This window comes from Paenibacillus sp. MAHUQ-63 (assembly GCF_028765165.1).
Lineage (GTDB): Bacteria > Bacillota > Bacilli > Paenibacillales > NBRC-103111 > Paenibacillus_E.
The window spans coordinates 191792-214862 of record NZ_JARADB010000003.1 but is presented as its reverse complement, the minus strand read 5'-3'; the positions used below and the strand labels follow the sequence as shown (position 1 = coordinate 214862).

Here is a 23071-nt window from a genome sequence, read left to right as displayed (position 1 = left end):
TTTTCGGAATATGTCGAAAAAAAGCAGATTACATATTATTAAGGTTGTAATATCCATTTTACACCATACAGAAAGTGTGAAAACTTCATGAGAATCAACTCCAAAGTCATTTCTATTACTTTTATAATTGTCATTTTACTTTTGGTAACGAATAACTCTTCTTATTATTGGTATACGAAGTCTCTATTAACGCAAGCGCTTTCGGAGCGGATGGAGTCGACGGCGAACCAGATTCGAACGTCCATTGAGCAGTCGGAGGAAGGCTCTTTCTTCGTCGAGGATTTAATTGGCGAGAACCTCCGTTCGGTTGCGTTGTTCGCGGCCAGCAGGCTCGATCCGAATATCGATAATGTGAGCAATGAGCAATTGGTTCAGCTTGCCAAGCAGGCGGGTGTTGACGGCTTTTCATTGATGAAGCGAAACGGCAACGGCAACGATATCATGATAGGCAAGTCATCGGAGCCCAAGGAGCTGCAAATTACAAGCACCATTCCTTTCGGTTATTGGTTTACGGCGTTCGACCAATTAATGACCAATCATCATGTGACCATTCCCGAGGGACAGAAGCTGCCGAATTTCTGGTCGGGCATTTACGAGGTTCCGGCCTCAGGCTCAAGCAACGTCTCCAAATTCGGCTATTTCTATGACGGTACGACGAATTATATCATTTGCGTATTCGTGAACGCCGCCAAAATTCAAAGGTTCAAAGAGATTGTCGGAGCGGATACGATTGTCAAGAAAACGGTCGCTGCGAATCCCGACATTTTGGAAATTTCCGGACTCAACGGGAAAACGTTCGGCACGAAGCCAATCGAGTACAAAGGCAGCGACGGCACGGCCTTCATCTCGGTCTACGACCGGCCGCTGCTTTTCGGCTCCTATAATATCAAGAGCGATCAAGATCTGAAGCATTACAATGAAGCGATTGCCAATAATGCGCCTGTCAGCGTTGTCGATCAATGGAACGGCAAGCCGATCCTGAAGACTTTCGTATATGTTCCCGTCAAACAAAAGCTAACCGAAGTGCAGCGGGAAGTCCCTTATGTGATCACAATCGTCTCCGACTATCAATCGATTCAGCAGACTCTGAATAAACAGCTTGTCCAGCTCTTGCTGCTCGTCATTCTGTTGACTGTGTTCTCCGTTGTCTTCATGTATGTCGTTTTCAGATTCGTAACCAAGAGCCGGGAAACAGCCGTTCAAACAACTCAGGAGATGTATATTCAAAATGTCGATCTGATGTTCGCGACGATTCGCAGCCAGCGGCACGATTTCTTGAACCATGTACAGACGATGTACGCTCTTCTGGCGAATGGCAAGAAGGAAGACCAGATGCGTTATATGAAAGAATTGCTTGCCGAAATTAATGAAGTGAACGACATTATCCGCATCGGTCATCCGGCGATTGCAGCGCTCATTCAAGCCAAGTTTACGCTTGCGATGCGTACCAAGATTGACTTCCATTACGAATTCACCGGTTTGGAAGGATTATCCCTTGGGGTCAAATCGGTGGATATCGTGAAAATTATCGGGAACCTGATTGATAATGCGTTCGATGAGGTCAACAAATTCCCGTTGGATGAGCGGGAAGTGATCGTGAACGGTTGGTCGGAGTCCAATCATGTGATCATCTCCGTGTCGAACCCGGTGCAGCCGGATTTCCAAGTGGAGGATTACAACCAAATGTTCATGATCGGCTACAGCACGAAGGGCGGCGGCGAGCATCAAGGCTTGGGGCTGTCGGTTGTGAAAGAGCGGATCGAGCATTACAAAGGCACGATCGAAGTGTCAGTCGAAGACGGATGGATCTGTTTCAAAATATCCATTCCGATGCAATGAAAAATAGCCCCTTCCCAGGTAACGGAAGGGGCTAACGGACACCAGTAAATCGTTATTTGACCTTCGGGGCTCGTTTCCGCCCCGCAAATGGTCAAATAGCGTCTACGGTGTCCGTTTTATTTGAGCCGCCGCATTTCAACGGAATAGCGGCTCTGGTCGTTTACGTGCGCGTCCCAAGACTCGCAAGCGGCTATGCAGCAGGTCGAATGTAAGGGAACACGTAGACCATAAACGGAATGAGCAGGGAAAGCACAAGCAGCAGCCAACGGAAAATCGTCTCACCCACGGAGCCTGTGTCGATGGCCGCAAACTTGGGAAGCAGGCGAATTTTGGCCGGCAGCGGCCAGAACAGCTGAATGCCGCGCTCATTCAGCAAGTCGATGAGCGGGTGAGACGCATAGGCGAGGATGAATACCCAGAAGTAGAGCGGAGGCAAGGCGACCGTTGCCATCATCAGCAGCAGCATGAATACGATGGAGTGGGTCAGCGTGCGGTGCCGCACCTTCAATACCCGCAGCAGCGCGGAGAGCGGGAACAGCACCTTGGCCATGGTGGAGCCCGGCTTGTCGACGTCCGCCAGCGTTCCCGCAAGACAGCCGAGCAGAAGCGCTCCTGCGGTGTCCCAGGAGAAGAAGCTGACCTCTTGATAAGCCAATACGATTTCTGCCGAGATGCAGCCGGCAATACTGTGTGTTTTTTGCAGCATGGTAACGAACCCCTAAACATCATGAAATTTGAACTTTGAACTGTATAGCATTCGAAGCGCGAACGGCGTTTGAGTCCAAAGTATACCATATTGCCGCGATTGTGGAAGACGCTACTTTTGAATTACACATACATGCGTTTATACGTTATAATAGACAAATAGTTGATATAGAGAAGGAGAGAACTCCGATGCCTGTCTTTAACGCCATGGAGACGATTGTTGTCAATTTATTCGAGGAGTTTCAGAAAAATTACGAATTAAAGTGCGATTGCCATAAATGCAAGGATGATATGCTCGCCTTGGTTTTGAACAAAATTCCGCCGAGGTACACGTCCAGTGAGAAAGGGGCGCTGTTCGTCAAGGGGATGTACATCAATTCACAGCTGCAATCCGATGTCATGCGCGAGTTAATGGAAGCCGCCAACATTGTTGCAGACCATCAGCATCACGAAAAGGAATCTTTATAGAACGTAGAGCTGCCCTCCCGCTGCGGAGTGCGGCTTTTTTTGTATGGATAGAATCCGGATAATATAGTATACTTATCGACAAGATTCTTCAATTCGTGCAAAGAAGTTTGGAGTTTTATGTCGAATTCAAAAAAATCCTTTGACTAAATCCGAGCTATTTAGTAGGATATTAAAAAGAATCATAAAATCTTATACATATAACAGGGGAGAGATCATTAGATGAAAAAAGCATTAATTTCCATGTTCGCCGTCACTGTGCTGTTAACAGGCTGCGCAACGGCCAAAACAGACGCACCTGCTTCGAGCGCTGAAGCGACGAAAGCAGCTACAGCCAAATCGGACAAGAAAATCATTCTGATTACACCGGAGAAAATCGGCTTGAACCCGTTCTTCGCCCAAGAAGATGAAGGCGTTAAGAAAGCGGGCCAAGAGTTCGGCGTTACCGTGAAAACCGTTGAATCGACCGATGCCAGCGCCATCGAACAAAATCTGCGTGCTGCCGTTGCCGATAACTACGATCTGATCATTACAAGCTCCTTCGAGTCCGAGGATGCGCTGAAGAAGGTTGCCGCCGAGAATCCGAAGAAATCCTTCGCGATTATCGATACGGTCGTTGATCTGCCGAACGTTCGCAGCGTCGTATTCCGCGAGCATGAAGCAGCTTACCTGTTAGGTGCTGCGGCCGGTCTTGCCACGAAGAAGAACGTCGTCGGCATGGTCGCTGCCGTTGATATTCCGCTTATTAAGAAATACACGGTCGGTTTCCAAGAAGGTTTGAAATCCACGAATCCGAATGCCAAGTTCATTGTGAACTATGTCGGCAGCTTCACGGATCCTGCCAAAGCCAAGGAGCTTGCGCTGACGCAATTCTCGCAAGGCGCTGACTTCATTGCAGCGGCATCGGCAGTCGGCGATCTTGGCGTATTTGAAGCGGCGAAGGAGAAAGGGTTCTACACATCCGGTCAAGATATTGACCGTACGGTTACGGATCCGCAGCATATCGTTCTTTCCCAATTGAAAGGTACGGATGCCGTGGCCTACCAAACCGTGAAGGATTTCGTTAACGGCACTTTCAAATTCGGTTCGGTTGACTACGGTTTGAAAGAAGATGGCGTAGGTCTTACATTCGTAACCAAAGAAAGCAAATCCGCACTGAGCCCATTCGTCGGCCAAGAAGTCGTGAATAAAGTGAAAGCGATTCGTGACGATATCGTTGCCGGTAAAGTGAAAGTCGAGAATCCGGTCAAATAGTCATTCGATAATTTCATATGGACCTTGGAAACTGTTTGCGGAGACGCAAGCAGTTTCCTCATGTCTAGGTAGAGGAGCGATAAACCGTTATGCTGCTTCAAATGCGTCAAATTACGAAAGCATATGGCAATTTAACAGCAAATTCCAACGTTGATTTCTCGCTGCGTCAAGGTGAGATTCACGCGTTGGTCGGGGAGAACGGTGCCGGCAAAACAACGCTAATGCGCATCTTATACGGCATGGAGCAGCCTACGGCAGGAAGCATTCTTTTGAACGGCCAGGAGATCCGGTTCTCCAATCCGACGGATGCGATCCGTCACGGAATCGGCATGGTGCATCAGCACTTCATGCTCTTTCCTACCTTCACCGTTGCGGAAAATATCGTGATTGGGAACGAGCCGCGAGCGGGGGTGGCATTTGACCGCAAAACGGCGGTTCAGCAAGTAGAGGCCTTATGCGAGAAATACCGGCTGCCGATCGATCCGCACCGGAAGGTCGCGGATTGCCCGCTTGGCTTGCAGCAGCGGGTCGAGATTTTGAAGGTGCTCTATCAAGGCGCCGACATCATTATTTTGGACGAGCCTACCGGCGTGCTGACGCCTCTTGAAGCGAAAGAGCTGCTGGTCATTATGCGGGCATTGGCCGATCAGGGCAAAAGCTTCATCATCATTACGCATAAGCTGCATGAAGTGATGGAAATTGCGGACCGCGTCACCGTGCTGCGCGACGGTAAGGTAACGGGGGAAGTTTCGACGCAAGCTACCGATGTCGAGCAGTTGTCCAAATTGATGGTCGGCAGGGAGCTCGTCCCGATGTCCAAGAAACAAGCGGTCATCGGCGACGCGGTTGTTCAAGTGAAAGAGATTACGATAGCCGGAGACAAAGGAAAGCCTGTTCTGGATCGTGTCAGTTTGCAGGTCAGCGCAGGTGAGATCGTCGGCATTGCAGGGATTTCGGGTAACGGACAGTCCCAGCTCATTCAAGCGATTTCCGGTCTGCTGCCGATCGATCAAGGGGAGATCCGCTTGTTGGGCGAATCCGTGGCGGGACGTTCGGTTCGCGAGATCAGAGAAATCGGACTTTCGCATGTGCCGGAGGACCGCTACCAATGGGGGGCGGCCAAAGAGGGAACCGTGCTGGAGAATGGCACGATGGGCCACCACAGAAAGCAGGCGCGCACCGGCCTGCTCGCCGGCAAACAGCTGCGGGAGATGGTCGACGGCTTCATCCGGCAATTTCAGATCAAGACCGGCTCGCAAGAGACGAAGGCGAAGTTCTTGTCCGGCGGCAATTTGCAGAAGCTGATCGTCGCTAGGGAAATCGCCCAGAAGCAGCCGTTCCTTATTGCGGCCGAGCCTACGCGCGGTGTTGATATCGGGGCGATGGAGATTATTCATCAGGAGCTGCTGCGCAAAAGAGACGAGGGAGGCGCAATCCTCTTGGTATCGTCCGAATTAACGGAAATTCTGAAGTTGTCGGATCGCATTCTTGTTATGTATGAAGGCCGAATAGCCGGGGAAATTTCTGCGGAGCGCGCGACGGAAGAGCAGATCAGTCTATGGATGGCGGGGGGAGAATCAAATGCTTAAAGGACGTCTGAATATAAGCGCTTGGATCCAGCCGCTGCTTGCCGTTGTGATCGGCTTGCTTGGCGGTGCTATCGCCATAGCGTTGATCGGCGGATCGGTTATTGACACCTATGCGCAGATGTGGAAAGGTGCCTTCGGCAATTTCTACTTCATTACGAATACCTTAACGAGAGCGACGCCGCTCATTCTTGTAGGATTAGGCGTATCGATCGCTTTCCGTGCCGGATTCTTCAATATGGGATCGGAAGGTCAAATGATTCTTGGCGCGCTATCGAGCGCCATGATTGCGCTGTATTTGCCGGGACCGGCTATGTTTAAGCTGCTCGGCGCCATTCTCGGCGGGATTCTTGCCGGAGGCATATGGTCCGCTTTCGCCGGTTGGCTGGATGCCAAGTTCCGGATGAATCTGATCATCACGACACTGCTGCTCAATTACATAGCGGCCTTGTTCGCCGGTTATCTCGTTGCCTATCCGCTTAAGGACAAAACCGGATCGGCTGCACTGGCGCAAAGCATGATGATTGATAAGGGCGTATGGCTGCCCAAATTGTTTCAAGGGATGAGCATTCACGGCGGCTTCATCATTGCGATTGTGCTGGCGGTTGTCCTGTATCTCTTCATTAAATATACGGCCCTCGGATATGAAATCCGCATGCTCGGGTATAATCCGTTGTTTGCTGCCTACGGCGGCGTCAACAGAGGGAAAGTGATGCTGCTCAGCATGTTCGCGAGCGGCGCCTTTGCCGGACTGGCAGGAGCCGTTGAAGTGCTCGGGATGCAGTACAGGTATACCGACGGCATGATTACGAATCCGGGATATGCCTGGTCGGGCATCATGGCGACGCTATTGTCCGGCGCCCACCCGCTCGGGACGGCGATTGCCGCCATCCTGCTTGCAGCCTTGCAAACCGGCGGAATGGGCGTCGAACGGAACACGAACATCCCGCTTGAGATTTCCAGTGTCATTCAATCCCTGCTCATTTTGTTCGTGACCGCAAAGTTCAGTTACACCTTATGGAAAAGACGGAAAGGAGGCAGCGGCGATGGAGCATCTTCTTGATGTGTCATTATTCAATTCCATGCTTCGGATGGTGGCGCCGATTCTGCTTGCCGCACTCGGCGGCGCGATTTGCTCGCGAGTCGGCCTGTTTAACGTAGGTTTGGAAGGCTTCGTGCTCGTTGGCGCCTTCACGGCGATCGTAGGCAACTTCTACACGGGCAATGTGTTCCTTGCCGTCCTGATCGCAGTCGCCGTGACGATGCTGTTCTCGCTCATATTCGCTTACATCAGCATCCATTTGCAGGCCAACGTGATCGTCGTAGGGATTTCGTTTAATTTTCTAGCTTTAGGCTTGACCGCTTTTTGCTTGCGGGCTATCTTTCATGTCAAAGGCGCTTTCTACGATAAAAATATGATCGGCTTGCCGAAATGGGAGATTCCGGTCATTCAGGACATTCCCGTCATCGGGGGCATCGTCTCCGGGCATTCTCCGCTCGTCTACTTGGCTTTCATCCTGGTGTTCGCGCTTCATTACTTTTTATTCAAATCCGTGCTGGGCTTCCGCCTGATCGCGGTAGGCGAGAACCCGGTTGCGAGCAGAAGCATCGGGATTAAAGTGAACCGGATGCAGTATATCGCCGTGCTCATCTGCGGTCTGCTCTGCGGATTGGCAGGCGCGCAGCTCTCCCTCGGACAAGTGACGATGTTCACGGAAGGCATGACGGCCGGAAGAGGCTTCATCGCTCTCGTAGCGACGATGCTCGGACAAGCCAATCCGATAGGCGTCATGGCATCGAGCCTTCTGTTCGGCTTGATGGATGCGTTCAGTATCCGGCTTCAGGGCTTCTCGCTGCCTACCCATTTTACACAAATGCTGCCTTACGTCGTGACGCTGCTGGCTATGCTCTTCTTCCGGAAAAGCAATTATTTGGCCGATGCGCAGAAGGCTAACGGCAGCTCCAGATAGGAGAAGGAACACATGCATAAAGACAGTAAAGCCGAGCGCCTCAAGCGCATGCCAATTCCGGCCGTAGCGGTTCCGCAGGAGATTGCCCACCGGGTTCCGCCCGGTCAGGCCGTGACGGAACGGTTCCCGATCCTGCACGAAGGAGAAGTGCCGAATTACGAGATGAGCGAATGGTCGCTGCGCGTTTTCGGTGAAGTGACGCAAGAGAAGACATTCCGGTATGAGGACATTCTCGCGCTCCCCCGGACGCAGATCGTTTGCGACATTCACTGCGTTACTCGCTGGTCGAAGCTGGACACTCCATGGGAGGGAGTACGCTTTCGCGATTTCCTGCAGCTCATCGAGGTGAAGCCGGAAGCCAAGCATGTCATGCTGCACGCCGACAACGATTATGAAACGAATGTGCCGCTTCAAGACCTGATGGGAGATGATATTCTGCTGGCCTTCCATTATGACGGCAAGCCGTTAACGCCGAAGCATGGATGGCCGCTGCGCCTCGTTGTGCCCCATCTCTATTTCTGGAAGAGCGCCAAATGGTTACGCGGCATTGAATTTATGAAGGAAGACCGCGAAGGCTTCTGGGAGCGCAGCGGCTTCCATAACGTCGCCGATCCGTTCAAGGAGGAGCGTTTCTCCGGCGAAGCGATTCCGATTCCGGAGGATGAATGGGTAAGAAAGGAGTTCGATTAAGATGTGGTTATCGATTTTGCAAGTAAACTCGGAGGATCTTACTCCTTACGCGATCGTTTGCGGCGATCCGTTCCGCGCGGAAGCGATCGCAGGGAAGCTGGACGATAAGCGTGAGCTATCTTTCAGCCGGGAATACCGGACGTTCGTCGGGACATCGTCAGGGGTGCCCGTCACCGTCGTCAGCCATGGCGTCGGATCGCCGGGAGCGGCGGTGTGCTTCGAAGAATTGATCAAAGGCGGCGTGACGACATTGATTCGCGTAGGCACGGCAGGTTCCTACTCGGCGGATGTCCCGCCGGGAAGCCTTGTCGTCAGCACGGCTGCGGTGCGCGAAGAAGGGTTGACCCGCCAGCTCGTACCGGCCGGGTACCCGGCGGTTGCCGACTCCGATGTCGTTCAAGCGCTGTATGAAGCGGCTGGCGAGACGGAAGGCCTCGTGAAGAAAGGGATCACGGTGACGTTGGACGCTTTCTTCCAAGGCGTCGAGGAATTCCCGCATCAGAAATATAAGCGAGCCGGAGCACTAGCCGTAGAGATGGAAATCTCCGCGCTTTATGTGATCGCTTCGCTTCGCGGTGTGCGTGCGGGAGCGATCGTTGCGCTGGACGGCTACGCCGATGCCGATCTTCGGGAAGTGTATGATCCGCACACGGATGTGGTGTCACTTGCCGTTGAACGGGAAATTGCAGCTGCGCTTCGAGCGGTTGAGAAGCTGCACGCCAAGTAATAAACAAGAAGAGGTCAGCCAGTATGTTATCTGGTTGACCTCTTCGTCTTTATCGCCGATTGACATCGAAGATGTGCTTGAATTGATTGAACTTGTCGACCGCTTGCGCACGTGATTTGACCCCGAGCTTCTCGTAAATTTTGCGGACATAGTTGTCGACGGTACGTTTGCTCATGTGCACCTCCTCGGCCATCTGCTCATTCGTTAAGCCTTGTACGATCATGGTCATCATGTTCACTTCATCATCGTCAAGCAGATCGGTTTGATGCAGATTGCCGCTGGAAACTCTCATTTTATGAAAGACAGGCACCGGTACGACCGTAAAGTTTTCTTGCAGCAAGGTTACGAGGCTTTTGATCAGCGTTCCGCTGGACTCTTTGGAGATGACGGCACTGACCTCAAGCCCGATCAGATGGTTGTAGAGATGGGATAATTCGACGCCAGAGAAAATGACTAGATGGGTTGCAGGGTATTTGCCTTTGATAATCTTGGCAACCTCGTCGCCGTATTGATCGGGTAGATTGAAATCAAGGAAAACGATGTCGGGAACATGAACGTCCATCAATTCCAGGCATTGTTTGGCGGTAGAGGCAATTCCGACAATCTGCACGCCGTCGATCTGCTTTAACGTGCTCGAAGTCGCTTCAGCCATTAAAGGATGATCGTCTACGATCAAAATTTTCGATTGCTTATTCATGAAATCCTTCCTTCCTGCGCAGGTATGGGGATCCGGATGGTCAGCTCAAGGCCATTTCCTTTCTCTGATTGCAGATCCATATGTCCGTTCAGATGCAGCACGCGGCTTTTCATTTGTTCAAGTCCGAGGCCGGAATTGGCGATCGCATGCAGCCTCTTGTCCCTGGCAAGCGCTTGGGGATCGAGACCAACGCCATTATCCTTGTACGACAAGATGACATATTTCTCGATAACGGCCAATTTAATGATCACTTGTGCGGCTTGGGCATGCTTCTTGGCATTGTGCATCAGTTCTTGGAAAATACGAAACAGATGCTTCTTCATGTCCATGTCCAGTCTTTCAATGATGGAGACTCCGTCATATTGGAAATGGGTCTCGTATTCGTTCAGCCCAATATCGAGATCCAGTGTCGCTTGAATCGTCTGGATAAGCCCGATATTCTGGAGCAAATGCGGATGCAGCTCGAAGCAGCTTTGGCGCAAACTCTCGTTGACCAGATCCAGATGCTTGATGGCATGGAGAACTTGCTGCCGGTCCTCGTTATTGTCGATGAAGGAGACCAATCTTCGGCGAACGAGCAAAATGTCCTGCATCGTCGTATCATGCAGATCCGTAGCAAGCCGGTAACGCTCCTGCTCCTGCAGCTCAAACAGCGACTTGCGCAGCCATACGACGTCTTGACCGGCTTCTTCGTTCGGGATCTGGGACGCTAATTCATGGAGCTTCATCGTCAATTTCCGAATCAGGTAAATATTTTCCAGGCTTACGGCCAGGTAGGATATGATCAGACTCAGCCACTGCCGTTCCTCCAGGCTCAGGGAGGTATTCATTTTCTTGCGTCCCGTGACCAAGTAACATGCGTATTCTTCGTTCTGGTTAATGACAAATATGGCGTAATTGGCATCGTCCAGCCGATCTTCGCGAATGTACTGCTCCACCTCGTGAAGATCCATTTCGCCTTCTCCAATCGTCTCCATACCTTGCGGATAATGAATGACGATTGCACCGCCATGTATATTCAGGGTGTTCACGATATCCACGAGAATAATGTCCTTCAATTCACGGAAGCTCGTGATCGTGCGCAAATTTCTGGCGATTTTCTTGAGCGAGAGCTGGAGGTAAAATTTCTTAGGAAACATAACGGCATCCAGCTTCGTCACGAAGTATTCCAGTAGATACAGCAGAAAGGAAATTACCGTTAGGATAAACAGGAAGCTGAACGCTAACGTGCCGATGGTCGCCGAACGACCGAAAATAAGTGCGAGCATTAGAACAATAAGAAAACTCGGAACCATGGAAATAAGGGTCGTATAGATAATGCGGCGCAGTAATATATGAACGTCAAACCATTGTTTCGAAACAATCATATAGGTAAACGCTAAGGGAAACAAGGCAACGCAATATCCGGTATAAAGCGGCTTGACGAGCGGGACACCCCGGATCAGAATCGGCACAAAAGACAAAAAGACGAGCGGTGCGGTAGAAATGAAGAACGCTCCCCACACGATCTTGATAAGCGCTTGAACGGATACGTTATCCCGGCGGAAACGGACAAATACGTAAATAAGTATTCCGACGTTAAACAGGAAGCCGATCAGGAATGCGATAACGACGCTCGGATAATCAAATTGATAGAAGCCGTATGTATCAATCGGCGTGAAGTAGAGACATCTGCCAATGAAAATCAGCAGCATGCCTGCATACACATACCGGAAATAGCGGACCGGCAGGGAGGTGCCGCATCTTTCGTTGAAGAATAGAGTCAGGAATTGGGCAAAAACAACCGGCAGCAGCATGACGAGATCGCTGACGAGCACCCTCGCGAGACTATCACCTCTGGCTGAGGGTGGAATGCACATGAAAATGACGCCTACGCTAAGGAAGACGAGTGACAATAAACGTGCGGCTCGGGATTGCGGAATTTTCCAGAAAATAATGAAGGAGACGCATAAGCTGAATATTTCCCCGAACAGCGAAATAAAGTCAAAGGCGGGTTGAACGTCTTCGTTCAAGCTGACACGAATCGTTTGGTCGCCCCTGGCCACCGTAACGCTATGAGCTTGCTCCAGCGTCGCCCACTTGCTGACAATTTTGTTCTCGTTAGGATCCCGATCATTGACGCGAACGACCTTGTCCCCGACCTGCAAGCCCAGCTCCGAGCCCACGCGTTCGATCTGAAAAGATTGGATGCTCCATTCCTTCTGGTCGTTCCTCTGCAATTGAATGCCGTAGAACGTATATTGAAACGTTAGAAATAAAAACCAAACTTGAATGCAGAGTAAACAAAAGAATAAGAGCGCTTTATGCATGGTATGATTCAAGCGCTATGACTTCCTCTCATGGCCTGATAAGAACGATCCGAAGGAAAATGGGTTTAGACACTTCCTGCTTTCCTTAATTTTACCAAATCTCTCAAAAAGATTGCAATTAGATTTTTCTGAAATCTACTTGTTATCTTTTTTTATTTTTGCGCAAAAAAAGATGCGCATTCGTGAAAGAGGGAGGTGCAATTGCGCATCGAAATTTTGCGCTGATATTCGGGGCGCTTCACGGTATGATGAGATTAGGGGAATTTCCAATATCATGTAAATAAGGAGGGAAATCATATTGAATAACGAACAGTTTGAATATATGTTTGATTCGGTGTTAACGGATGTCGTCAAGCAAACCTACAACACGCTTTCCTTGCCCTCAAAGGAGCAAATTCAAATCTCCATGAAGAAGATGATGGATAGCCTTGAAGCCAACCATCGATGGCAATCGAGTAATGAAAGTTAATAGACCGTAAGAGGTAATTCATATAGAGCAGATAGAAGGTGGCCGGGAGTAACCCAGGCCATCTTTTTTTCATTGGGACTTTAGGACCAATTTTTTTCGTGGAGGAAGAAGGGGAAATGCAACTTGTGTCGAAAACAATCGAAAGATGAAGTGGAACTAAGGGGGCAGTCATGATGTTGCAAGGCGTTACATGGTTACGGAAACATTTGGTTGTGCGAATTGTTGCTGCAGTGATGCTGGTTATTGTGGTGTTGTCGGCGGGTTATATCACCATGGAGCTCCGAAACGCCAAACATGCCGGTATGAAGGCGATATCCAGCTATGGGATCCGTCTGTCAGAGAGTTACACCAAGGGGATGGATGCAGCCAGACTGGAGCAGTTCCTGAAGAATCCGCAGGAGAACGAACTGTACTGGAGTATCAGGCAGGAGTTGGATACTTATCGCAAGCAAATCGGTGCTTTGTATGTGTATCTCGTTCGCTTCGACGAGCAGCGCAAGGCCCTCATTATGATTGACGGCCAGCCCCGAAACTCCGATGTCGCTTCACCGATCGGTGAGGAGACGGAAATATCCGATACGGAGATCGATACTTTGCTGGGGGGAAGCTCGGCGAGTTCCGATATCGTTGACGATCCGAAATACGGAAAGTACATATCGACTTACTCTCCTGTGACTAATGCCGAGGGCAAAGTGATCGCCATTCTTGGCATCGATACGGAAGCCGGTGTGACGGAACAAATATCCGCAAGTGTCATGAAGAGCAACCTGCCCGTGTATGGGCTCATGCTCGTGCTGACGCTGCTGGGACTCGGTCTTGTCATGCTGTTCGTATCCAGGGCGCTGCGGCCGCTGCAGTGGATCGGGGCCGGTGCCGAAAGCATCGCGAAAGGCGACTTCATCCGCGCCAAGGAGCAGCTTGTCGCGAATCCGGTGCGTTCTGTCGATGAAATCGGTGCGGTATATAAAGCGATGATGCGGATGGCGCATGATATTAACGATATGCTGCGGGAGATCGTCTCGAATGTGGCGCATACTTCGGATCAGTTCGTTGAGACGACGCAGCACTTCAACAAGCAGGCTCACCGCTTGCTGGTGATGAATACGAACGTGAACGACTCGCTCAAGGCGGTTGCCGACGGTGCGAATACCGTGCAATATAGCACGAATGAGAGCGCGCGCTCGATGGAAGAGATGGCGGCGGCCATTCAGCGGATATCGGAAGCTTCCTTAACGGTCTCCGATGCATCGGGCAGCGCTCTGGAGAGCGCTGAAGCGGGTCAAGAGATCGTCCGCAATATGAATGGACAGTTCGTGACGATTACGGCAACGACGGAGGAGGCGCTTCATCGGGCCGCGTCCCTGCGCGGACACTCGAAGGAAATCGGCGTTGCGCTTAACGCAATCTCCGACATTTCGGAGCAGACGAAGCTGCTGGCGCTGAATGCTTCAATCGAAGCGGCGAGGGCCGGCGAGCATGGCGCAGGCTTCGCGGTCGTCGCCGGCGAAGTGCGCAAGCTTGCCGATCATGCGGCGGCATCGGCGAAGCTCATCGCTTCCTTGCTGCATAACATTCACTTGGAAATCGAACGAATGGGCGAGTCGATGGAAGCGGGAATGAGCGAGATCCGAACGGGCGCCGACCTCTCCGCGAAGGCGGAGGCGTTATTCCGCCATATCGTAGAGCAGTTTCGTTTCGTCTCCGATCAGGTCCACGACATTTCCTCCGTGACGGAGCAGATGTCGGCCGGCTCCGAGGAAGTGGCTGCATCGGTTGTGGATATCGCGCACATTGCCAAATCTTCGTCGGACGGAACATCGAATATTCATAAACTGACGCACGAGCAGCTTCGCATAGCGCAGGAAATCGCCGATTCGGCCGATGCGCTGAGCGGTTTAACGGACGTGATGCGGAAGTCCATCGAACAGATTAAGGTGTGATCGGCGTGCTGCCGGGGATAGCCCGGCGGCTGATCTGAATATCTGCCAATAACAAAGGAGCTAAGCGTTAAGCGCTTAGCTCCTTTGATTATTGACTGCCCTTGCTCACCCAGAACGTCACGTTGTCACCCTGCATCCCGTTAGCACCAGGCTGAGGTTCCTGCCTAATGACGGTTCCCTTAGGGAGATCGTTCGCTTCGATGACGTAATTGTAGTGCAATCCTACCTCCAAAGCCTGCTTCTCGGCATCCGTCAACTGCTTACCGACGAGATTAGGGAAGACGATCGGCTCCGCTTCCTTACTCGCATTCCCGGCCGGCTTCGTTGGGGCAGCCGATGGTGTCGGCGTGCTGGTGGTCGGCGCCGGCGTCGCCGTCTGAACCGGCGGCACGGAAGCCGGCACTTCCTGCTCAGCGGAAGGCCAGAGAATCCAGGCGCCGGCAGCGACGGCGAGAACGGCGGCCGCCCCGATGCCGGTCTTGCGGAGCGCGCTTCCGGTCGAGCCGGACGCCTCCGACTCCTCGTCTTCTTCTTCGGCTGCTTCCTCTAGGAGCGCTGTCTCCTGCAGCTTCACCTGCCTGGGAGGGTGCACAGCGTGCATTGGCGCGCTATGTTCTTGGGCCGCCGGCTGCAAGCTGCGCAGTCCGAAGACCAAGGATGACAGCGACGCTTGGCCTTGACAGATGAGCTTCACAAGCTTCACCAAGGCTGCCTTCTGATCTGGTGTGGCAGTTGGAATAACCGCACGCTCCAAGTGCGTGTGCATGACCTCAAAGGCACCCGTCACGGGCTGACTCCCGCTAAATAACTGTATCATTAACCGGCATAGACCGATCGCCCCCTGCGATTGCGCATCCGCTTCATCCCAGTAGTTGATGACGGAAAGCTTGCCATGGTCGTCCAGCCACAGGTTCTCCGGGGCTACGGAGAAGCCTGTGATACGCTCCTCCAGTGCGTCCAGGAGAGATACCCCCAAGTCGGCGATCATTGCGACGACGGCTTGAAAGGTCCATTTTTGACGGTTCACCTGTCCGGAAAATAGCGATCCTTGCTTGGCTTGCAGAATAATCGTGACGGAATCTTCTTCCACCGACGTATCGAGAATATGCTGGAACCCGTCATGAATGAATGCAGCTTTGTGGTGAAGAGTCCGCATATAGTCGGCACCGATTTGCCCAGGCTGAAGCTTTATATGATACAGAAGCACTTTGCGAGTCAGAAATGTATCTTCTCCATTATGAAGAGCGCCTTGAGGCAATGAGATGATCCGGGTTCCCGGTATGTATCGTGTCCCCATCTTGTTATGCATGGAAAATCAACCCTCTCTCATCATTAAGAATTGCCTTTATTATATATGATTCGGTGTGATATAGGAATTTTGGGATATGGGTTTAAAAAAACACGTAAAAATTCGAATTTTTTGTAGAATTTTGCCAAAAACATTCGGACTTGGTACAAACGGGCTGGACGAACGGTGCAAACGGGTGAACGTGCAGGTGGCTTTAGTTCTATATGGGTAAAGGTTTGAATTCACTCCATGGGTGAAGCGGTGAACGGGAACCAAGCCGAACTTGGACCCTGAGGCGGTAAGCAGTTATTTCAATGCCTATACTGTACACTTTTTTCCTCCGTTTTGGAACAAGTTAGTGCTAATTGAGTCCAAAGGATCAGCCAATGTCGTACGGAATGCATCCTTTAAGCTGCGGCCACACGGAGATCGGACCGGTTCCGCCCTCAGAAGCGAGTTTTGACTGTCTTAGAGGGAGATAATTCGACAAGTCAGCGTGCTGGGATTTCTGATCAGCGGCTTCATTCATTGTCTTATGCGGCAATTCATTCTTGAAAAACGATTTGAGACCTAGTTGATTTGTAATATAAATATTAATTGCGGTTTTTATTCTTTCTATTGAACTAAACTCTATGATTCAAATGACCTAAATGATATGATAGTTTACAGATTATTTTACAATATGCTCCAATTCAAGGGGGAATTATGGTGAAAAAAGTCGCAATTCTAGGTGGCGGTGTCGCAGGCATGAGCGCTGCGCACGAATTAATTACGAGAGGCTATGAAGTCTCGGTTTACGAGTTTAAGAGTATTCCCGGAGGTAAAGCAAGAAGCATGCCCTATGTGGGCAGCGGCGTCGACGGCCGAAGAGATCTGCCCGGCGAACATGGTTTCCGGTTGTTCCCGCGCTTTTACCGGCATGTCATCGATACACTGCAAAATATTCCCTATGAGAATGGCACCGTATATGATAATTTAATGGAAGTAACTAGACTCGATATCGCGACCTACACAGCTCCGCTGCTTCCGTTGTTAGCCAAAATCGAGTTCAGTCTCGATAACTTCCTCGTCGTGATCCGGGATCTGTTCGACAATAACCTGGGCCTGTCGATGGACGATATGGAGCAGTACGGGCGCAAGCTGTGGCAGGTGATGACTTCCTGCGATGAGCGGATCCGCGAGGAATACAATCTGATCGACTGGTGGACCTTTATAGAAGCGGAGCAGCAGTCCCCGGCTTTCCAGAAAATATTCGCCGGCTTCACCAAAACGCTCGTAGCTTGCCAGTCCAAAATCGCCAATACACAGACCGTAGGTCCCGTTGCCGCACAGATGACGCTCGACATTACGATGCCGGGCACCAGCTTCGTTCGCTTGCTGAACGGACCTACCAACGATAAATGGGTGAACCCATGGCTCACGTTCTTGCGCGAGAAGGGCGTTGACTATCACTTGGCAGCCAAAGTCGAAAGCATCGACTGCGCGGACGGCATCATTCGCGGTGCGACCATTACGGAAAACGGGGAGACCTACGACATTGAAGCCGATTATTACATTGCGGCCTTCCCGGTTGAAGTGATGGGCAAATTCATCACGGACGCTATGCTGGAAGCCGATCCTAAACTTGCAGGCGTGCAGCGTCTCGTCGATTCTGTGGCTTGGATGAACGGCATTCAGTTTTATTTGAAAGAAGATGTCACAATAACGCATGGACACGTCATCTATCTGGATGCGCCATGGTCGCTGACGTCCGTTTCGCAGAAGCAATTTTGGCCGAATGTTCACTTGAGTGAGTATGGCGACGGGACCGTCAAAGGCATTCTCTCCGTTGATATATCCGATTGGGATACGCCGGGCATTCTGTACGGCAAACCGGCTACGTTCTGCACGGCCGAAGAGATCAAGGAAGAAGTATGGGCGCAGATGAAGAAAAGCTTGAATGTCGACGGCGCCGTCATTTTGGAGGACGAGGTGCTCCATTCCTGGTTCCTCGATACTGATATCCAGTTCGATAATCCAATCGGCGCCAACACGAACATGGAGCCGCTGCTTATTAACCGCGTAGGCACTTGGGACGACCGTCCCGAAGCTTATACCGGCATCCCGAATCTGTTCCTGGCAGCCGATTACGTTCGCACGAACACGAATCTGGCTACGATGGAAGGGGCGAATGAAGCGGCGCGGCGTGCGGTTAACGCGATTTTGGACCGGGACGGTTCGAAGGCCAAACGCTGTGAAATTTGGGAGATGTATACGTTCGAACTGTGGCATCTCGATGTGCTCAAGCCATACCATATCCACGATAAGAAGCGTTTCGAGAAAGGGCTTCCGTGGGACGGGAAATTGTTTTAACTACATAACCGCCGGCAATGCGCGCCCGGAAGCGGAGGGGCGCTTGTCTGCGACAGCATTTGGCAGCTAGGTTTACTAGGAGGAATGTATGTTAATTTTGCCGGAATACGAATTGATCAGACAGATTTATCAAGGCGACCGGACCGTGCTCTACCGGGCCATCCATAAGCCGACGATGGAGAAAGTGATTATCAAAACGCTGCGGTCGGATTATCCGGTTTCAGCAGATAGCGCGCGATTGAAGCGTGAATATGAAATCGGTAAAATGCTGGATATTTCCGGGATTGTGAAACCGTTGGCGCTGCCCAAATATCAGAACAGCGTCGCGCTCATTCTGGAGGATTTCGACGGAGATACGCTGTCGGCGTATTTTCCTATGTTCCGCCAATCGCTTGAAGCATTTCTGACGGCAGCTATTCAATTGGTCAAGATCGTCGGAGATATTCACCAGCGTTATGTTATTCATAAAGATATTAAACCGGGCAATATCATCATTAATCCTGATAAAAAGATCATGAAGATGGCGGATTTCAGCATTTCCTCCTTTACACGCGAACGTCAAGAAATGATAGACCCCCTCATGCTGGAAGGTACGCTCAGTTACATGTCTCCCGAGCAGACGGGGCGCATGAACCGGATGATCGATTATCGTTCCGATTATTATTCGCTCGGCGTGACCTTCTACGAAATGCTCACGGGCAGGCTTCCGTTCCAAACGGAAGATCCGGTTGAGCTTATTCACTGCCATTTTGCCGTGACGCCGACTCCTCCGGACAAGATCCGCATGGATATTCCGAAGCCGCTATCCGAGATTGTGATGAAGCTGCTCGCCAAGAATGCGGAGGACCGTTACCAAAGCGCCTACGGCATTATTCAGGATCTGGAGCATTGCCTCATGATGGTGAATGCGCCGCAGGAGTATCCCGATTTCCCTATTGGCCTATATGATATGACGGATATGTTTCAAATTCCCCAGGGGTTATACGGCAGAGCCCAGGAAACCGAAAGGCTGCTTCACGTCTACGGGCGCGCCGTGCATGGCTCGCTCGAGGCCGTCTGGGTGACGGGAGAGTCGGGATACGGCAAATCGTTTCTCATCGCCGAGACGATGAAGATGATTATGAAAGATAACAACTGGTTCTTGTCCGGGCGGTTCGAGCCTGGCAAACAGCATGTATCTTACCATGCGCTGTCCAGAGCGCTGCGCCAGCTCGTCCGCCAGCTGCTGACGGAGAAGGATCAGCAGATCGAAGATTATCGCGGGAAATTGCTCAAGGTGCTCGGCACGAGCGGCAAGGTGCTGACCGATCTGATACCGGAGCTGAGTCTGCTGATCGGGGAGCAGCCCAATGCGAAGCAGCTTCCGCCGCAGGAAACGCAGAATCGGCTGCACTTCTTGCTGCAGCAATTTCTGCTCATCTTCTGCTCCAAGGAAAGACCGATCGTCCTGTTCCTCGATGATTTGCAATGGGCGGATGCGGCGTCTCTGCAGTTCATCGATCTGCTGCTGAACGATTCGCAGATGAAGCATTTCCTGTTCATCGGCTCTTACCGGAGCGAATATGATACGAATTGGTTGTCCACCACGCATGTGCAGCTGCTTGACAAGCTGCCGGAGCGGCTCGTCTCGGAACGCATTGCGCTGAAGGCTTTCGAAATGACCGACGTGACGCAGCTCATCGCCGAATCGCTGAAGACCGAGCAGCGGCAGGTTGCCGATCTGGCGCAGCTCATTCTCCAAAAGACCGGAGGCAATCCGTTCTTCGTCAAACAATTTCTTACTGCGCTCTACGAGCAAAATTTGCTCGCTTACAGCTATGAAGCAAACCGCTGGATATGGGATATGAATGAAATCCAGAAGCTCCGCATAACCGATAATCTCATGTTCCTGCTCGCCGAGAAGCTGCAGCGCATGCCGGCCAGAACGCAATATCTATTGCGGCAAGCGGCATGCTTGGGAGCCACCTTCGATCTGGAGGCGCTCGGCATCATTGCGATGACCTCATTCGCCGAGGTGCTGCAGGAGCTGGAAGTTTCCATCCAGACGGGCTTGATCATTCCGGTCGGTACGGATTATAAATTTTATAATGATTCGCAGGGCAACTCGGCCGCTCAAGACATCCGCTTCATGTTCGTGCACGATTCCATCCAGGAAGCCGTTTACGGTTCGATCGAGCAAGCTCAGCTGCCGGAGATGCATCTGAATATTACGCGTCAACTGCTTGCGCATTTGTCGGAGGATCAGATCGAGCAGCGCTTGTTCGACATCGTGAACCATATGAATTTCGGATCCGTTCTATTAACGGAGCGGCAGGAGAAAATCAATCTGCTGGAGTTCAATCTCCGCGCAGGCCGCAAAGCCAAATCGTCCAACGCTTATCGTTCCGCGCTGCAGTATTACAACAAAGCCTTGGAGCTGCTCAAGCAGGTTGAGAACCAAGATATGGCGGAGTTCAGCTTCTCGATCCGGTTGGAGAAGTCGGAAGTGCTGTACCTGAACGGGCAAGCGGATGAAGCGGAAACTTCTTACGAGCAGCTGCTGCAGGATGCGCGCACGAGCGAGCTGAAGCTCGAAGTCTATAACCTGCAGGTCATTTTGTATACGAATGTCGGCAAACAGCGCAAGAGCGTCGAAGTGGGCTTGAAGGCGTTGGCCGAACAAGGGCTGCGCATTCCGAGCGAACCGACGGGCGTGAATATTTTCGCTGCATACATGAATTTGAAGGCCAAAATCGGTCGCAAAAATACACTGCAGCTGTACGATTTACCGATCATGGAAGATGAATACCGCTTCAAACTGATGAACTTGATGATGAGTATTGCGATCGCCGCTTATTTCGTCAATACGAACCTGTTCGTATTATTTATGCTGATCATGACCAAGCATGCCCTGAAATACGGCAATACGCCGGTTATGGCGTATGTATACGGCTCCTATGGCCTTATTCTCGGTTCCGGCTTCGGGGATTATCAGCTTGGCTATCAGTACGGGCAGCTCGGCGCCAGATTGAACGAGCGATTTCAGTCGCATCAATTCCGCAGCAAAAGCCATTTCTCCTTCGGGTTATTCGTCACGCCGTGGGTGAAGCCGCTTAGCGTAAGTCTGGAGCATCTCAAAGATTCCTTCAAGAGCGGAATTGAGGACGGCGATTTGGTTTTTGCAGGCTATGCGCTGACTTACCAGGTGCTGGCCAAAGACTTCCAAGGGGTTCCGCTCCCCGAAGTGCAGGAGGATTTGAACAAGCACTATCGGATTTTGGAACAGACGAATCATCATGATACCTTGCTTATGTTGGAAATGCTGCGGATGGTCAACGAAAACCTGGAAGGAAAAGCCGGCAATCCGCTCATCCTCGGTGCTGACGAGGAACAGGAGGAGCGGTTTATCCGGAAGCTGGAGATTCATCCGAACCAAGTGATTTTGCACGAATATAAAGTTAAGAAAATGATGCTGTATTATTTGTTCGGTCAATATGCGGATGCCTTAAAGACGGGCAAGGAAGCGGAGCCGATGCAGTCTGTTTCTTTCGGACTGTTCCACATCCCGGAGAATTACTTCTATTATGTGCTGGCGATTGCCGCCATGTACAAGGAAGCAGCGGTCCATGAGCAGAAGCAGCTGGCCAAGCAGGTCGGGAAGATGCTGCGCAAGATGGACAAATGGGCCGCGCACTGCCCGGAGAATTTCTCTCATCTCGTTTCCCTGATGCGGGCTGAATGGTACAGGGTTACCGGCAGCTTCCAGAAGGCCGAGCAGGAATACGAAACATCGATCCGGTTGGCGCGGGAACAGGGCTTTATCCAGCATGAGGCGATTGCGTGCGAGCTGGCGGGCAAGCTGTACCGGGATGCCGGCCGGGAGAAAATCGCGAAAACGTATCTCATCGATGCCTATTACGGGTATTTGAGCTGGGGGGCCAATGCCAAGGCGGATGAGCTGAAAATGCGCTACCCGAACTATTTGACCTCGCTGAAGGAACAGCAGGACTGGAGTGCGACGAATATTAGCGATTACTCGCTGCAGGCGCTCGATTTCATGACGATTATGAACACGTCGAGATCGCTGTCCAGTGAAGTGAATCTGGAGCAGCTGATTAAACGGCTCATGGAGATCGTTACCTATTCGTCAGGCGCGGAGCGCAGCATTCTTGTCCTGAAAGAAAAGGACAGTTTGTATGTTGAGGCCGAAATGCTCGCTATTGACGGCAAAGATTCCTGCATTGTAAGCTCAGTGGCCCTTGAGACGAGGGAGGACCTGCCGACGGCGGTCATTCAATTCGTTGCGCGCACGAAGGAAGGCGTCGTTCTGGATGATGCGGCGAACAAAGGGATTTTTACGCATGACCCTTATATTCGGGCAGCGGAAGGCCGATCGATTTTCTGCGAGCCGATTCTGCATCAGGGCAATCTGGTCGGCGTTTTTTATTTGGAAAATAATTTGATCCGCAATGCGTTCACCTCCGATCGGCTCGATATTATTAAGCTGCTGTCCGCTCAAGCGGCGATCTCGATTGAAAATGCAAGGCTGTACAACGATCTGGAGTCCAAGGTGAAAGAGCGGACGAATGAATTGATTCTGATGGAGACGTCGCGCAGAGACTTGCTGTCGAACATCTCCCATGATTTGGGGACGCCGTTAACGTCCATTCAGGGTTATGTCGAGGCGATTCTCGACGGGGTGATCCAGGAGCCGGAAGAACAGCGGAAGTATTTGTCCGTCGTTCATATGCGGATCGTCGGTATTCAGCGATTGATTACCGATCTGTATCAACTGAGCCGG

At 51.4% G+C, this 23071-nt stretch carries 15 protein-coding genes and 1 pseudogene; 12 read left to right on the top strand and 4 right to left on the bottom strand.

The window, feature by feature from the left end:
• Positions 1 to 87: 87 nt before the first annotated feature.
• Positions 88 to 1839 carry a sensor histidine kinase gene (locus PUT07_RS17325; RefSeq protein WP_274469562.1) on the top strand — a complete coding sequence of 584 codons (1752 nt, stop codon included), beginning with the start codon at positions 88 to 90 and terminating at the stop codon, positions 1837 to 1839.
• A gap of 190 nt (positions 1840 to 2029) precedes the next feature.
• On the opposite strand, the gene PUT07_RS17320 is transcribed toward PUT07_RS17325, so the two are convergent.
• Entirely contained in the window at positions 2030 to 2545 is a 516-nt protein-coding gene (locus PUT07_RS17320) for a metal-dependent hydrolase (protein WP_274469561.1), read from the bottom strand.
• Positions 2546 to 2733: 188 nt separating this feature from the next.
• Between PUT07_RS17320 and PUT07_RS17315 the strand changes: the two genes are divergently transcribed.
• The 7 genes from PUT07_RS17315 to PUT07_RS17285 all read left to right on the top strand — a co-directional run bounded on the left by PUT07_RS17315 (position 2734) and on the right by PUT07_RS17285 (position 9236).
• Positions 2734 to 3012 (top strand): late competence development ComFB family protein, encoded by a 279-nt coding sequence (locus tag PUT07_RS17315; protein ID WP_274469559.1) that lies wholly within the window; start codon positions 2734 to 2736, stop codon positions 3010 to 3012.
• 219 nt (positions 3013 to 3231) lie between these two features.
• Positions 3232 to 4263, top strand: coding sequence for a BMP family lipoprotein (locus PUT07_RS17310; RefSeq protein WP_274469558.1), 1032 nt, complete (start codon positions 3232 to 3234; stop codon positions 4261 to 4263).
• A gap of 89 nt (positions 4264 to 4352) precedes the next feature.
• Complete coding sequence (locus tag PUT07_RS17305; protein ID WP_274469557.1) at positions 4353 to 5852, top strand: ABC transporter ATP-binding protein; 1500 nt, start codon at positions 4353 to 4355, stop codon at positions 5850 to 5852.
• On the top strand, positions 5845 to 6912 hold the full coding sequence (locus PUT07_RS17300) for an ABC transporter permease (protein WP_274469556.1): 1068 nt from the start codon (positions 5845 to 5847) through the stop codon (positions 6910 to 6912). Before PUT07_RS17305 ends, PUT07_RS17300 begins: the two co-directional genes overlap by 8 nt.
• Positions 6896 to 7819 (top strand): ABC transporter permease, encoded by a 924-nt coding sequence (locus PUT07_RS17295; protein WP_274469555.1) that lies wholly within the window; start codon positions 6896 to 6898, stop codon positions 7817 to 7819. The genes PUT07_RS17300 and PUT07_RS17295 overlap by 17 nt, the downstream gene beginning before the upstream one ends.
• A 12-nt stretch (positions 7820 to 7831) precedes the next feature.
• A complete protein-coding gene (locus tag PUT07_RS17290; RefSeq protein WP_274469554.1) occupies positions 7832 to 8509 on the top strand; it encodes a sulfite oxidase-like oxidoreductase in 678 nt (225 codons plus the stop codon).
• A gap of 1 nt (position 8510) precedes the next feature.
• Complete coding sequence (locus PUT07_RS17285) at positions 8511 to 9236, top strand: nucleoside phosphorylase (protein ID WP_274469553.1); 726 nt, start codon at positions 8511 to 8513, stop codon at positions 9234 to 9236.
• Positions 9237 to 9285: 49 nt separating this feature from the next.
• Here the strand turns inward: PUT07_RS17285 and PUT07_RS17280 are convergent, their stop codons facing one another.
• Both PUT07_RS17280 and PUT07_RS17275 read right to left on the bottom strand, forming a co-directional pair.
• Positions 9286 to 9933: a response regulator transcription factor gene (locus tag PUT07_RS17280; protein ID WP_274469552.1), complete on the bottom strand. Its 648-nt coding sequence runs from the start codon at positions 9931 to 9933 to the stop codon at positions 9286 to 9288.
• Positions 9930 to 12254: a sensor histidine kinase gene (locus tag PUT07_RS17275; RefSeq protein WP_274469551.1), complete on the bottom strand. Its 2325-nt coding sequence runs from the start codon at positions 12252 to 12254 to the stop codon at positions 9930 to 9932. The genes PUT07_RS17280 and PUT07_RS17275 overlap by 4 nt, the downstream gene beginning before the upstream one ends.
• 286 nt (positions 12255 to 12540) lie before the next feature.
• Between PUT07_RS17275 and PUT07_RS17270 the strand changes: the two genes are divergently transcribed.
• Together PUT07_RS17270 and PUT07_RS17265 are read left to right on the top strand one after the other, a co-directional pair.
• Positions 12541 to 12711 carry a hypothetical protein gene (locus PUT07_RS17270; RefSeq protein ID WP_274469550.1) on the top strand — a complete coding sequence of 57 codons (171 nt, stop codon included), beginning with the start codon at positions 12541 to 12543 and terminating at the stop codon, positions 12709 to 12711.
• A gap of 170 nt (positions 12712 to 12881) precedes the next feature.
• Complete coding sequence (locus PUT07_RS17265) at positions 12882 to 14651, top strand: methyl-accepting chemotaxis protein (protein ID WP_274469549.1); 1770 nt, start codon at positions 12882 to 12884, stop codon at positions 14649 to 14651.
• 88 nt (positions 14652 to 14739) lie between these two features.
• Here PUT07_RS17265 and PUT07_RS17260 read toward each other — a convergent pair whose 3' ends face one another.
• Positions 14740 to 15960: a PASTA domain-containing protein gene (locus PUT07_RS17260; protein ID WP_274469548.1), complete on the bottom strand. Its 1221-nt coding sequence runs from the start codon at positions 15958 to 15960 to the stop codon at positions 14740 to 14742.
• A 684-nt stretch (positions 15961 to 16644) separates the two neighbouring features.
• Here PUT07_RS17260 and PUT07_RS17255 point away from each other — a divergent pair.
• Positions 16645 to 18291, top strand: coding sequence for a hydroxysqualene dehydroxylase (locus tag PUT07_RS17255; protein WP_274469547.1), 1647 nt, complete (start codon positions 16645 to 16647; stop codon positions 18289 to 18291).
• Between the two features lie 88 nt (positions 18292 to 18379).
• Positions 18380 to 23068: pseudogene (locus tag PUT07_RS17250) on the top strand (AAA family ATPase); the annotation flags it as partial.
• Between the last annotated feature and the right edge of the window lie 3 nt (positions 23069 to 23071).